Origin of the sequence: Agromyces rhizosphaerae (genome assembly GCF_027925245.1) — a bacterium.
Lineage (GTDB): Bacteria > Actinomycetota > Actinomycetes > Actinomycetales > Microbacteriaceae > Agromyces > Agromyces rhizosphaerae.
The window spans coordinates 3433950-3446603 of sequence record NZ_BSDP01000001.1 but is presented as its reverse complement, the minus strand read 5'-3'; the positions used below and the strand labels follow the sequence as shown (position 1 = coordinate 3446603).

Genomic DNA, 12654 nt, shown 5'->3' with positions numbered 1-12654 from the left:
GGTTAGCTCTCGCCCCCCGCGGTGCCGGTCGTGCCGGCGTTCACGTCGTGCAGCCGGTACTTCTCGATCGCCTGGGCGGGGATGCCGCGGTCGATCTCGCCGCGCTGGGCGAGCATCTCGAGCGTGCGCACCACGACCGACGGGCCGTCGATGGTGAAGAACCGGCGGGCGGCGGGACGCGTGTCGCTGAAGCCGAAGCCGTCTGCGCCGAGCGTGGCGTAGTGGCCGGGCACGTAGGCGCGGATCTGGTCGGGCACCGCGTGCATGTAGTCGGTCACCGCGACGAACGGGCCCTCGGTGCTCGCGAGCTTGCGCGTGAGGTACGGCACCTGCGGCGTGGCATCCGGGTTCAGGAAGTTGTGCTCGTCGGCGGCGAGGCCGTCGCGGCGGAGCTCCGACCAGGAGGTCACCGACCAGACGTCGGCCGACACGCCCCAGTCGTCGGCCAGCAGCTGCTGCGCCTCGAGCGCCCACGGCACCGCCACGCCCGAGGCCATGAGCTGCGCCTTCGGGCCCTGCACCGGCGAGCCGGAGATGCGGTGGATGCCGCGCTGGATGCCCTCGACGTCGACGCCCTCGGGCTCGGCGGGCTGCACGATCGGCTCGTTGTAGACCGTCAGGTAGTACATGACGTTCGGGTCGGGGTGCGAACCGCCGTACATGCGCTCCAGGCCGGCGCGCATGATGTGGCCGATCTCGTAGCCGTACGCGGGGTCGTACGTGACCACGGCCGGGTTGGTCGACGCGAGCAGCGGCGAGTGCCCGTCGGCGTGCTGCAGGCCCTCGCCGGTCAGCGTGGTGCGGCCGGCGGTCGCGCCGATGATGAAGCCGCGCGCCATCTGGTCGCCCGCGGCCCACATGGCGTCGCCCGTGCGCTGGAAGCCGAACATCGAGTAGAAGACGTAGATCGGGATGAGCGGCTCGCCCTCGACCGAGTACGACGTGCCGATGGCGGTGAACGCCGCCATCGCGCCGGCCTCGTTGATGCCGACGTGCACGATCTGGCCCTGCGGGCTCTCCTTGTACGCCAACAGCAGCTCGCGGTCGACCGACGTGTAGTGCTGGCCGTTCGGGTTGTAGATCTTCGCGCTCGGGAAGAACGCGTCGATGCCGAACGTGCGCGCCTCGTCGGGGATGATCGGCACGATGCGGTTGCCGAAGTCCTTCGCCCGCATGAGGTCCTTGAGCAGGCGGACGAAGGCCATCGTCGTGGCGATCTCCTGGTGCCCGGAACCCTTCTTCGCGATCGCGTACGCCGAGTCGTCGGGCAGCGAGATCGCGGTGTGCTTCGTGCGCCGCTCGGGCAGGTAGCCGCCGAGCTCGCGCCGGCGTTCGTGCAGGTACTGGATCGCCTCGTCGTCCTCGCCCGGGTGGTAGTACGGCGGCAGGTACGGGTTCTCCTCGAGCTGCGCGTCCGAGATCGGGATGCGCATGGTGTCGCGGAACGTCTTGAGGTTGTCCAGCGTCATCTTCTTCATCTGGTGGGTCGCGTTGCGGCCCTCGAACGACGGTCCGAGACCGTAGCCCTTGATGGTCTTGGCGAGGATGACGGTGGGCTGGCCCTTGTGCTCGGTGGCGGCCTTGAACGCCGCGTAGACCTTGCGGTAGTCGTGCCCGCCGCGCTTGAGGTTCCAGATGTCGTCGTCGGAGAGGTCCTTGACGAGGTCGAGCGCGCGCGGGTCGCGACCGAAGAAGTTCTCGCGCACGTAGGCGCCCGACTCGGCCTTGTAGGTCTGGAAGTCGCCGTCGGGCGTGACGTTCATGAGGTTGCGCAGGGCGCCCTCGTCGTCGTGGGCGAGCAGGTCGTCCCACTCGCGTCCCCAGACGACCTTGATCACGTTCCAGCCCGCACCGCGGAAGAAGCTCTCGAGCTCCTGGATGATCTTGCCGTTGCCGCGCACCGGGCCGTCGAGGCGCTGCAGGTTGCAGTTGATCACGAAGTTGAGGTTGTCGAGGCCCTCGTTCGCCGCGACCTGCAGCTGGCCGCGGCTCTCGACCTCGTCCATCTCGCCGTCGCCGAGGAACGCCCAGACCTGCTGGTCGCTGGCGTCCTTGATGCCGCGGTTGGTGAGGTACTTGTTGAGCTGCGCCTGGTAGATCGCGTTGATCGGCCCGAGGCCCATCGACACGGTCGGGAACTGCCAGAACTCGGGCAGCAGGCGCGGATGCGGGTAGGAGGGCAGCCCGTTCGGCGCGTGCGACTTCTCCTGGCGGAAGCCGTCGAGCTGGTCGGTGGTGAGGCGACCCTCGAGGAACGCACGTGCGTAGGTGCCGGGGGAGGCGTGGCCCTGGATGTAGATCTGGTCGCCGCCGCCGGGGTGGTCCTGGCCGCGGAAGAAGTGGTTGAAGCCGACCTCGTAGAGCGCGGCGGACGACGCGTACGTCGAGATGTGGCCGCCGACGGCGATGCCGGGCCGCTGCGCGCGGTGCACGAGCATCGCCGCGTTCCAGCGGATCCAGGCGCGGTAGCGGCGCTCGAGGCTCTCGTCGCCGGGGAACTCGGGCTCGTTCTCGGGCGCGATGGTGTTCAGGTAGTCGGTGGTGGGCACCATCGGCACGCCGAGGTGCAGCTCCTTGGAGCGCTTGAGCAGGCTGAGCATGATCTCGCGCCCGCGCTGGTGGCCCTGCGACGCGACGAGCGCATCCAGGGACTCGGACCACTCGGCCGTCTCCTCCGGGTCGGAGTCCATCTCGGTGGCGGAGTACGGATCCTGGTCGTTGACAGTCACACTCGACCTCTCTCTCGTGGCAGATGCTGCCGGAATGCGCGCGCGATCGGCCGGGTCACGGCGTGCGGCACACCTAGTCATCCTAGAGTCTTGCGGCGCTCCCGGCGCGAATCGAGGCGGGCGCGAGCCGGGCGCCGCCGGTCGGCCGGGTCCGCACTGCGCCCGCACGCGCGCCGCGACGGTAGAATCGCCTCCGTCGCATGCGCGACGAGGGCCTTTAGCTCAGTTGGTAGAGCGCCACGTTTACACCGTGGATGTCATCGGTTCGAGCCCGGTAGGGCCCACTCGAACATGGTCGCCACGCCTGGGGGAAGGACTCGACTCATGGATCTCGGAGCGTTCTCGGTGAGCCTGACCGTCGAGGACCTCGGCGCGAGCCGGGCGTTCTACGAGCGCCTCGGGTTCGAGGCCGTCGGCGGCGACGGCGAGCAGTGGCAGATCCTGCGGAACGGCACGACGACCCTCGGCCTGTTCCAGGGCATGTTCGACCGCAACACACTCACGTTCAACCCCGGGTGGGACGCCCGGGGCGAGCCGACCGAGACCTACACCGACATCCGCGAGATCGAGCGCCGGCTCGACGACGCCGGGGTCGAGATCGTCCAGCGCACCGAGCCGGGTACCGATGGCCCGGCGCACCTCATGCTGATCGACCCCGACGGCAACCCGGTGCTGCTCGACCAGCACCGGTAGGGCGGCCGCGCGGACCCGTACCTAGACTCGGGTCATGGTCGACGTGCATCCGAACGCCTGGGTCTCACCGCACGCCGTGCTGCGCGGCGACATCACTCTCGGCGCCGGGGCACGAGTCCTCGACTTCGCGGTGCTCGACGGCAGCCGGGGACCGGTGCGCATCGGCAGCGACGTCGTGGTGATGGAGCACGCCCTCGTGCGCGCGCGCGATGATCACCCCGTCGTGATCGGCGATGCGGTGCTGGTCGGGCCCCACACGCACGTGAACGGGGCGCGCGTCGAGGACGAGGTGTTCATCGCGACCGGTGCCGCGTTGTTCCCGGGCTCGCGTGCGGGCGCAGGCTCCGAGCTGCGCATCCACAGCGTCCTGCAGGTGAACTCCCGCCTCGCGCCGGGCACGGTGGTGCCGATCGGATGGATCGCGGCGGGCGACCCGGCGGCGCTGTTCGCCCCCGGCCAGCACGAGGAGCTCTGGGCGGTCCAGCGGGAACTCGACTTCCCCGGAACCGTCTACGGCGTCGACCGGGGCACCTCGATGCGCGAGATGATGCGTCTCCAGTCGGCCCGGTACGGGCCCGACCCCTCCTAGGCGGTCCCGCCGCCGCCGATCGTGCCCGCGCTAGGCTGGCGCACGTGCCTGTCTCGCTCGCCGATGTCGTCTCCGCCGCGCACGAACTCTGGCCGCTCGACGGCGCCGAGGCGTGGGACGCGCCGGGCCTCGTCAGCGGGGACCCGCGCGCCGAGGTGTCACGCGTGCTGCTCGCGGTCGACGCGGTCGACGCGACCGTCGCCGAGGCCGTGGACGGCGGGTACGACCTGCTGCTCACGCACCACCCGCTGCTGCTGCGCGGGGTCACCTCGGTCGCCGAGGACCGCTACAAGGGGGCGCTGCTCGCGCGACTGATCCGGGGCGGATGCGCGCTGCTCGGCGCCCACACGAATGCCGACGTGGTCGAGGAGGGCACCTCCGCGGTGCTCGCCGCCGGGCTCGGCATCGTCGACGCACGTCCGATCGTGCCCGGGGCGGACCCCGCCCGCGGACTCGGCAGGGTCGGAGAACTCGCCGAGCCCGTCGCGCTCGGACGGTTCGCCCGGCACGTGCTCGACCTGCTGCCCCCGACCGCGGGCGGCGTGCGCGTGGCCGGCGAGTACGACCAGCCGGTGCGGTGCGTCGCGGTCTGCGGGGGAGCGGGCGACTCGCTGCTCGCGCACCCGGAGGTGCGCTCCGCCGACGCCTACGTCACCGCCGACCTGCGCCACCACCCCGCCTCGGAGTCCCGTGAGGAGACGCTCGCCGCGGGCTCCGGCCCCGCCCTCCTCGACGTGTCGCACTGGGCGAGCGAGTGGCTCTGGCTCGACGCCGCCGCGGCCCAGCTCCGCGCGTCCCTGCCGGGTGTCGTCGTCGACGTGAGCGAGTCGCGCACCGACCCGTGGGACTTCGCCGTCGTACACTGACGACTCCGGGGCATCCGCCCGACCCCCGACCGAGGAGATCACGTGAAGGCCACTCCCGCAGCGCAGCAGGAGCTCCTGCGCCTCCAGGCGCTCGACACCCGACTCGCCCAGATCGCCCACCGGCTCGGCAGCCTGCCGCAGGCGGAGCAGCTCGCCGAGCTCGGGCGACGCGACGACGCGGCTCGGCGCAGGCGCACGGAGTCGTCGGGCGTGCTCGACGACGCGCGCGCCGAGCTCAAGCGGGTCGAGTCCGACGTCGACGTGGTCGAGGCGCGGATCGTGCGCGACGACGCGCGTCTCGCGGCGAGCACCTCCGTGAAGGACGTCGCCGGCCTCGAGTCGGAGCTCACCTCGCTGCGGAAGCGCCTCAGCGACCTCGAGGACATCGAGCTCGCCGTGATGGAGCGGGTCGAGGAGCTCGAGCGCGACGTGCAGGGCATCGACGACGAGCGCGAGGACATCGCGAGCGAGGTCTCCCGGGTCTCGGACGAGCGCGACGAGGCCGCCGGGGCGCTGACGACCGAGCGCGACCAGGCCGCGCGCGACCGCGCGGCCATCGCCGAGGGACTTCCCGACGACCTCGAGGCGTTCTACGAGCGGCGACGGGTCGCGGGCGGCGGCATCGGCGCCGCGCTGCTGCGCCAGCGCACCTGCGGGGGGTGCACGATCACGCTCACGGGCTCCGACCTCGAGGACGTGCGGCGCGCGGCGGACGACGAGGTGCTGCAGTGCCCGGACTGCGACCGGATCCTCGTGCGCACCGACGAGTCCGGCCTCTGAGGCGTCACGCATCCGCGGGCGGTACGCTGGAGGGTGCGAGCGGGTCGGCAAGACGGTCGCGTCGCCCGAGCGATCGGGCGCCGAGGAACGTCCGGGCTCCGCAGGGCAGGACGGTGGGTAACACCCACCCGGGGCAACCCGCGAGACAGTGCCACAGAAAGCAGACCGCCACGGGCTCCGGCCCGCGGTAAGGGTGAAACGGTGGGGTAAGAGCCCACCAGCGGCCGCGGTGACGCGGTCGGCTCGGCAAACCTCGTCCGGAGCAAGGCCAGACAGGGAACCATGGGGCTGCCCGTCCCGTTCCCGGGTGGGCCGCTGGAGGGCCGCGGCAACGCGTCCCCGAGAGAGATGGCCGTCCAGCCGGTGTCGCGCAAGCGCCCGGTCAACAGAACCCGGCGTATCAGCCGGCCCGCTCGCTCCCGCTCAGCCGCCGGAGGGCGCCGCCCCGGCGGCCCACTCGGTGCCGTACGTCACGGCCATCGCCGCCGCGCCCAGGATCCCGGCGTTGTTGCGGTGCACCGCCGGAACGATCGGCGTGTTGAGCTTCAGCAGGGGCAGGAAGTGCTCGTGCTTCTTCGACACGCCGCCGCCGACGATGAACAGGTCGGGGGAGAAGAGGAACTCGACGGTCTCGTAGTAGCGCTGCAGGCGCTTCGCCCACTGCTCCCACGACAGCTCCTTGCGCTCCATCGCGGAGTACGCAGCGCGGTGCTCGGCGTCCTTGCCGTCGATCTCGAGGTGGCCGAGCTCCGAGTTCGGGATGAGCACGCCGTCGTGGATGAGCGCGGACCCGATGCCCGTGCCGAGGGTGGTCATGATGACGAGGCCGCGCTCGCCCATTCCCGCGCCGAAGCGCGTCTCGGCGTAGCCGGCGGCATCCGCGTCGTTGATGAAGTGGATCGGCACCCCGAGCTCCTTCTCGAACATCGCCTCGGCGGGCAGCCCGATCCACTCGTCGGAGATGTTGGCGGCCGACATGGTGCGCCCGTGGTGCACGATGGCGGGGAAGCAGACGCCGATCGGCAGGGTCCCGTCGTGCCCGAGCGTTCCGAGCAGCTCCTTGGTCGCCTCGAGGATGTCGGCCGGTTCGCCGCCCGGCGGCGTCGGCACCTTGACGCGGTCGGAGACGAGTTCGCCGGCGTCGACGTCGACGATCGCCCCCTTGATGCCGGTTCCGCCGATGTCGATGCCGATGGCCCGTACGTCGCCCATGTGGTCACCATAGCGCGCGCCCGTCGCCCCGGGGAGGGCCGCGGCGGGCGGGCGTAGGATCGTTGCATGACGTCCCAGGGGGAAGATCAGTACTGGTACAACATGAAGACCGGCGAGGTCGAGCACGGGTTCGTGTCGCCGTCGGTCGATCGGGTGGGGCCGTTCCCGACCGCGGGTGAGGCCGCGATGGCCCTCGAGATCCTGCGCGCGAACAGCGCGAAGTGGGCCGAGGAGGACGCGGTCGACGACGCCTGAGACGGATGCCCGGGGCCGCGCGACTACTCGTAGCTGTGCTCGGGTCCCGGGTACTCGCCCGCCTCGACGTCGGCGCGCCAGGCGCGTGCCGCGTCGCCGAGCGTCTGGGCGAGGTTCGCGTACTGGCGCACGAACCTGGGGATGCGCCCGGTCGTGAGGCCGGCCCAGTCGGTCCAGACCAGCAGCTGTCCGTCGGTGTGCGGTCCGGCGCCGACGCTGATCGTGGGGATCGCCAACGACTCGGTGACGCGCTTCGCCGCATCCGCCGGCACCATCTCGAGCACCACCGCGAAGGCTCCCGCCTCCTGAACGGCGAGCGCGTCGGCGACGAGCTGGTCGACCGCGTCGCCCCGGCCCTGGATGATGTGCCCGCCGAGGCCGTGCTCGGACTGCGGCGTGTACCCCACGTGGCCCATGACCGGGATGCCCGACTGCACGATGCGCTCGATCTGCGGTGCGCTGCGCTCGCCGCCCTCGAGCTTCACGGCGTGCGCGCCGGACTCCTTCATGAAGCGCACGGCCGTGTGCAGCGCTTCCTGCGGCCCCGACTCGTACGAGCCGAACGGCATGTCCGCGACCACGAAGGCACGCGTCACGGCCTTGGCCACGGCGCGCGTGAGCGGCATGAGCTCGTCGACGGTGACCGGGAGCGTCGTGTCGTAGCCGAGCACGTTGTTGCCCGCGGAGTCGCCGACGAGGAGGAAGTCGATGCCGGCCTCGTCGAAGATCTTCGCCGTGAGCTGGTCGTAGCTCGTGAGGCCCGTGATCGGGATGCCCTGCTCCTTGGCATTCTGGAAGTGCCGGGTGCGCACGCGGCGCGGACCTGCGGCGCGTGCCGCCCCGCCGCCGTAGGGGTTCTGCTCGCCGCCGGCGGAGGACGCGTCGGCGGAGGGATCAGGCAGCTCTGGCATGGGGCAAGTCTAGCCATCCGGCGTCGGTCGCCCGGCCGCATCCGACGCCCCTCCGGTGCGCCCGACGCGCGCCCGGCCCGGGTCGTGGCCGGGCCGCGGAGCCACTAGCCTAGGTGGAGCGAGAGAGGGTGTTGATGGACAAGCAGCGGGACTTCGTGCTCCGGACCATCGAGGAGCGGGGCGTCAAGTTCGTCCGGCTCTGGTTCACCGACGTGGTGGGCACGCTGAAGTCGGTCGCGATCGCGCCGGCCGAGGTGGAGGGGGCGTTCACCGAGGGGCTCGGCTTCGACGGCTCCGCGATCGAGGGGCTCACGCGCAGCTACGAGTCCGACCTGCTCGCGCACCCCGACCCCACGACGTTCCAGACGCTCCCGTGGCGCGGCGACATCGACCCCACGGCGCGCATGTTCTGCGACATCACGACGCCCGACGGCGAGCCGGCGGTCGCCGACCCGCGCAACGTGCTCAAGCGCACGCTCGAGAAGGCCGCCGACGCCGGGTTCACCTTCTACACGCACCCCGAGATCGAGTTCTACCTGCTCAAGTCGTCGAAGTTCGGCACCGAGGGTCCGCAGCCGGTCGACTCGGCCGGGTACTTCGACAACGTGCCGGGCGGCACCGCGCACGACTTCCGCCGCCGCTCGGTGCGCATGCTCGAGGACCTCGGCATCTCGGTGGAGTTCAGCCACCACGAGGCGGGCCCCGGCCAGAACGAGATCGACCTCCGCTACGCGGACGCGCTCGCCATGGCCGACAACATCATGACGTTCCGCACGGTCATCAAGGAGGTCGCGATCGAGCAGGGCGTCTACGCCACGTTCATGCCGAAGCCGTTCTCCGACCAGCCGGGCTCGGGCATGCACACGCACATGTCACTGTTCGAGGGCGACACCAACGCCTTCTACCAGCAGGGTGCGGAGTACCAGCTCTCGACGATCGGACGCCAGTTCGTCGCCGGCCTGCTGCGCCACGCGAGCGAGATCAGCGCCGTCACGAACCAGTTCGTCAACTCGTACAAGCGGCTCTGGGGCGCCGACGAGGCACCGAGCTTCATCACCTGGGGCCACAACAACCGCTCCGCGCTCGTGCGCGTGCCGCTCTACAAGCCCAACAAGGGCCAGAGCGCCCGCGTCGAGTACCGCGCGATCGACTCCGCGGCGAACCCGTACCTCGCGTTCTCGCTCCTGCTGGCCGCGGGCCTCAAGGGCATCGAGGAGGGGTACGAGCTGCCCGAGGAGGCCGAGGACAACGTCTGGTCGCTGACCGACGCGGAGCGCCGCGCCCTCGGCTACCGGTCGCTGCCGGCGAGCCTCGACCACGCGATCGAGTACATGGAGGGGTCGGAGCTGGTGGCGGAGACGCTCGGCGAGCAGGTCTTCAACTACGTGCTCGCGAACAAGCGCCAGGAGTGGCGCGACTACCGCAGCCAGGTGACCCCCTACGAGCTGCAGCGCAACCTGGAGATCCTCTAGCGCCGGGCCGGGTGACGTCGATGCGCGGCCGGAGCCAGAGTCTCACCGCACTCGCCCGCCTGGGCTTCGATGACCTGAGCGCGGGCGCGGAACGGCTCGCGGCGGTCGGCGAGCTGCTCGGTGTCGGCGAGGAGCCCTGCATCGAGGTCGCGCGGCACGCGGCCGACCCCGACCAGGCGCTCGCGCTGCTGCACGACATCGCGGCACGCGACCGCGACCGGGTGGCGGAGCTGGTCGGCGACCCGGCGATCGCGGCGGGGCTGGGTCGGCTGCTCGGCGCGTCCCGCGGGCTCGGGCAGTTCTTCGAGCGTCATCCGGAGGAGCTCGAGCTGCTTCGCGCCGCCCCGGCGCCACCGGCCACCGCGGCCGAGTATCGCGAGCGGATGCTGGAGGCCATCGAGGGCCGCGGCCACGGCGGCCTCGACGACGCAGAGTCGGCGTGGCCGGCGCTGCGCGTGCGATACCGCCGGCTGCTCGCCCGGATCGCGCTCTACGACCTGAGCGCGGCCGACGCGGTCGACGTGCTCGACCGTGTGGCAGCAGGGCTCGCCGACCTCGCGGGCGCCACGATGGACGCGGCGCTCGAGCTCGCCCGGCGTGCGCACTCGCGTCGCGACGGCGACCCTGCGGCGCCGGCCCGGTTCCCCGCGGCATCCGTCGCGGCGACCCGGCTCGCGGTGATCGGCATGGGCAAGGCCGGCGCTCGCGAGCTGAACTACGTCAGCGACGTGGACGTGATCTTCGTGGCCGAGTCCGCCGACGAGGAGCACGTCACGGGCCCCGTGGCGATCGACATCGCCACGCGCCTCGCGATGACCATGATGCGGGTGCTCAACGGGTTGTCCGTGGAGCCCCCGCTCTGGGAGGTCGACCCGAACCTCCGCCCCGAGGGCAAGGACGGCGCGCTCGTGCGTTCGCTCGAGTCGCACCTGACCTACTACGACCGCTGGGCGAAGACGTGGGAGTTCCAGGCGCTGCTCAAGGCCCGGCCGATCGCCGGGGACGCCGAGCTCGGGGCCCGGTACGTCGCCGGCGTCGCCCCGAAGGTGTGGGCGATCGCGTCGCGCGAGAACTTCGTCGAGTCGGTGCAGAAGATGCGCGAGCGGGTGACCGAGCACATCCCCGACGAGGAAGTCGACGTGCAGCTGAAGCTCGGCCCCGGCGGCCTGCGCGACATCGAGTTCACGGTGCAGCTGCTGCAGCTCGTGCACGGCCAGGCCGACGACACGGTGCACCAGCGCGGCACGGTCGCGGCGCTCGACGCGCTCGCCCTCGCCGGCTACGTGGGCCGTGTCGAGGCCGCCGAGTTCACCCGCGACTACCGGGTGCTGCGCGTGATGGAGCATCGCCTCCAGCTCGCGCGCCTGCGCCGCACGCACCTCATGCCGCGCTCGGACGAGGACATGCGCCTGCTCGCGCGCGCGACCGGGCTCGCATCGACCGCCGAGGAGCTGCGCCGGCTCTGGCAGTCGACGCGCTCGCGCGTGCGCGGCCTGCACGAGCGGCTCTTCTACCGTCCGCTGCTGTCGGCGGTGGCCGCGCTCCCGGAGGAGGGCCTCGAACTCACGAGCGAGCAGGCGGCGGCCCGCCTGCAGGCGATCGGGTTCCGCGACCCCGCCGGCGCGCTCGCGCACATCGCGGCGCTCACGAGCGGGGTGTCCAGGCGCGCGGCGATCCAGCGCCACCTGCTGCCCGTGCTGCTGGAGTGGTTCGCCGACGGCGCCGACCCCGACTACGGCCTGCTCGCGTTCCGGCGGCTCAGCGACCGCCTCGGAACCGCCCATTGGTACCTGCGCTTCCTGCGCGACTCGACCGCCGCGGCGCTGCGCCTGACCCGCGTGCTCTCGGGATCGCGGTTCGTCGGCGAGCTGCTCGACCTCGCCCCGGAGTCGGTCGTCTGGCTGGACGACGACGCCGAGCTGCGCCCGCGCTCGATCGACGAGCTGCGCGAGGAGGCGCGCGCCGTGCTCGCCCGCCATGCCGAGCCCGACGCGGCGGCGCGGGTGCTGCGCACCATGCGCCGCCGCGAGGTGCTGCGGCTCGCGTTCTCCGCGATCGTCGGCACGTGCACGGTCGAGGAGCTCGGCCACGGACTCAGCGACGTCACCCGGCAGCACATCGAGTCGGTGCTCGAGGCGATCCGTCGCCCGGCGGGCGAGGAGGGTGACGGCATCGAGTTCGGCGTCATCGCGATGGGCCGCTTCGGCGGCCGGGAGCTGGGCTTCGGGTCGGATGCCGACGTCATGTACGTGTTCCGCCCGGCCGGGGCCGAGCCGCAGGACGCCCAGCGTCGTGCGCTGCACCTCGTGTCCGAGCTCCAGCGGCTGACGGCGGATGCCCGGCTTCCGCTGGACCTCGACGCGGACCTGCGACCCGAGGGGCGCAACGGCGTGATCGCCAGGTCGCTCGACGCCTACCGGGCGTACTACGCGCGGTGGTCGCTGACCTGGGAGGCGCAGGCGCTGCTGCGGGCGCGGCCGGCGGCAGGTGACGCGGCGCTGCTCGCCGAGTTCGAGGAGCTCGCGGACGCCATCCGCTATCCGGCCGTCATCGGCCAGCAGGAGGTGCGGGAGGTCAAGCGCCTCAAGGCCAGGGTCGAGAACGAGCGCCTGCCCCAGGGCGCCGATCCGACGCGGCACCTGAAGCTCGGACGGGGGTCGCTCAGCGACGTCGAGTGGTTCGTGCAGCTGCTGCAGCTGCGCAAGGCGACCGACGTGCCCGCTCTGCGGACGACCTCGACGCTGCAGGCGCTCGCTGCCGCCGCCGATGCGGAGCTGGTGGGACGGCGCGACGCCGAGGTGCTGCGGGACGCGTGGATCATCGCCTCGCGCGCGCGCTCGGCGCTCACGCTGTGGCTCAACAAGACGACCGACGTGCTGCCGGTCGCTCGCGCGCAGCTCGAGGGCGTGGCACGCCTGCTGGAGTACCCGCCCGGCTCGGCGACCCGGCTCGAGGAGGACTACCTCTCCGCGACCCGGCGCGCGCGACGCGTGTTCGAGCGGGGGTTCTACGGCGAGCCCGAGCGCGGCCACGCGAGCACCGGCTGACCCGGGCGCGGCCCGGAATCGCCGGAGCGGCCGTGCGCGGCCGTCAGCTGCCGGAAACGGCGACGGGCCGCACCACCGAGGTGGTACGGCCCGTCGTGCG

Annotated in this window: 10 protein-coding genes, 1 tRNA gene and 1 other RNA gene; 9 read left to right on the top strand and 3 right to left on the bottom strand. The window is 72.0% G+C overall.

Annotated elements, in window-relative coordinates; all coding sequences use genetic code 11:
- Nucleotides 1-2: 2 nt before the first annotated feature.
- On the bottom strand, nt 3-2729 hold the full coding sequence (aceE, locus tag QMG39_RS16275; RefSeq protein ID WP_281886817.1) for a pyruvate dehydrogenase (acetyl-transferring), homodimeric type: 2727 nt from the start codon (nt 2727-2729) through the stop codon (nt 3-5).
- 211 nt (nt 2730-2940) lie between these two features.
- On the opposite strand from aceE, the gene QMG39_RS16270 reads away from it, so the two are divergent.
- The 6 genes from QMG39_RS16270 to rnpB all read left to right on the top strand — a co-directional run bounded on the left by QMG39_RS16270 (nt 2941) and on the right by rnpB (nt 6073).
- A tRNA-Val gene (locus QMG39_RS16270) sits at nt 2941-3013 on the top strand.
- A 40-nt stretch (nt 3014-3053) separates the two neighbouring features.
- A complete protein-coding gene (locus QMG39_RS16265; RefSeq protein WP_281886816.1) occupies nt 3054-3422 on the top strand; it encodes a VOC family protein in 369 nt (122 codons plus the stop codon).
- A gap of 34 nt (nt 3423-3456) precedes the next feature.
- Entirely contained in the window at nt 3457-4011 is a 555-nt protein-coding gene (locus tag QMG39_RS16260; RefSeq protein WP_281886814.1) for a gamma carbonic anhydrase family protein, read from the top strand.
- 44 nt (nt 4012-4055) lie between these two features.
- A complete protein-coding gene (locus tag QMG39_RS16255) occupies nt 4056-4877 on the top strand; it encodes a Nif3-like dinuclear metal center hexameric protein (RefSeq protein ID WP_281886812.1) in 822 nt (273 codons plus the stop codon).
- Nucleotides 4878-4919: 42 nt separating this feature from the next.
- Nucleotides 4920-5657: a zinc ribbon domain-containing protein gene (locus QMG39_RS16250; RefSeq protein WP_281886810.1), complete on the top strand. Its 738-nt coding sequence runs from the start codon at nt 4920-4922 to the stop codon at nt 5655-5657.
- A 40-nt stretch (nt 5658-5697) separates the two neighbouring features.
- Nucleotides 5698-6073, top strand: an RNA gene (gene rnpB / locus QMG39_RS16245) — RNase P RNA component class A.
- 7 nt (nt 6074-6080) lie between these two features.
- Here rnpB and ppgK read toward each other — a convergent pair.
- Nucleotides 6081-6869, bottom strand: coding sequence for a polyphosphate--glucose phosphotransferase (gene ppgK, locus QMG39_RS16240; protein ID WP_281886808.1), 789 nt, complete (start codon nt 6867-6869; stop codon nt 6081-6083).
- A 66-nt stretch (nt 6870-6935) separates the two neighbouring features.
- On the opposite strand from ppgK, the gene QMG39_RS16235 reads away from it, so the two are divergent.
- Nucleotides 6936-7124: an SPOR domain-containing protein gene (locus QMG39_RS16235; RefSeq protein WP_281886807.1), complete on the top strand. Its 189-nt coding sequence runs from the start codon at nt 6936-6938 to the stop codon at nt 7122-7124.
- A gap of 23 nt (nt 7125-7147) precedes the next feature.
- On the opposite strand, the gene panB is transcribed toward QMG39_RS16235, so the two are convergent.
- Nucleotides 7148-8035 (bottom strand): 3-methyl-2-oxobutanoate hydroxymethyltransferase, encoded by an 888-nt coding sequence (panB, locus tag QMG39_RS16230; protein WP_281886805.1) that lies wholly within the window; start codon nt 8033-8035, stop codon nt 7148-7150.
- A 134-nt stretch (nt 8036-8169) separates the two neighbouring features.
- Between panB and QMG39_RS16225 the strand changes: the two genes are divergently transcribed.
- Together QMG39_RS16225 and QMG39_RS16220 are read left to right on the top strand one after the other, a co-directional pair.
- Entirely contained in the window at nt 8170-9507 is a 1338-nt protein-coding gene (locus QMG39_RS16225; RefSeq protein WP_281886804.1) for a glutamine synthetase family protein, read from the top strand.
- Nucleotides 9508-9527: 20 nt separating this feature from the next.
- Nucleotides 9528-12554 (top strand): bifunctional [glutamine synthetase] adenylyltransferase/[glutamine synthetase]-adenylyl-L-tyrosine phosphorylase, encoded by a 3027-nt coding sequence (locus QMG39_RS16220; protein ID WP_281887326.1) that lies wholly within the window; start codon nt 9528-9530, stop codon nt 12552-12554.
- Nucleotides 12555-12654 lie beyond the last annotated feature (100 nt).

What these genes read in the sequence shown, in the direction of transcription:
- QMG39_RS16225 (WP_281886804.1), top strand. Translation starts at nt 8,170, where the DNA reads ATGGACAAGCAGCGGGACTTCGTGCTCCGGACCATCGAGGAGCGGGGC.
- QMG39_RS16260 (WP_281886814.1), top strand. Translation starts at nt 3,457, where the DNA reads ATGGTCGACGTGCATCCGAACGCCTGGGTCTCACCGCACGCCGTGCTG.
- ppgK (WP_281886808.1), bottom strand. Translation starts at nt 6,869, where the DNA reads ATGGGCGACGTACGGGCCATCGGCATCGACATCGGCGGAACCGGCATC.
- QMG39_RS16220 (WP_281887326.1), top strand. Translation starts at nt 9,528, where the DNA reads ATGCGCGGCCGGAGCCAGAGTCTCACCGCACTCGCCCGCCTGGGCTTC.
- panB (WP_281886805.1), bottom strand. Translation starts at nt 8,035, where the DNA reads ATGCCAGAGCTGCCTGATCCCTCCGCCGACGCGTCCTCCGCCGGCGGC.
- QMG39_RS16265 (WP_281886816.1), top strand. Translation starts at nt 3,054, where the DNA reads ATGGATCTCGGAGCGTTCTCGGTGAGCCTGACCGTCGAGGACCTCGGC.
- QMG39_RS16235 (WP_281886807.1), top strand. Translation starts at nt 6,936, where the DNA reads ATGACGTCCCAGGGGGAAGATCAGTACTGGTACAACATGAAGACCGGC.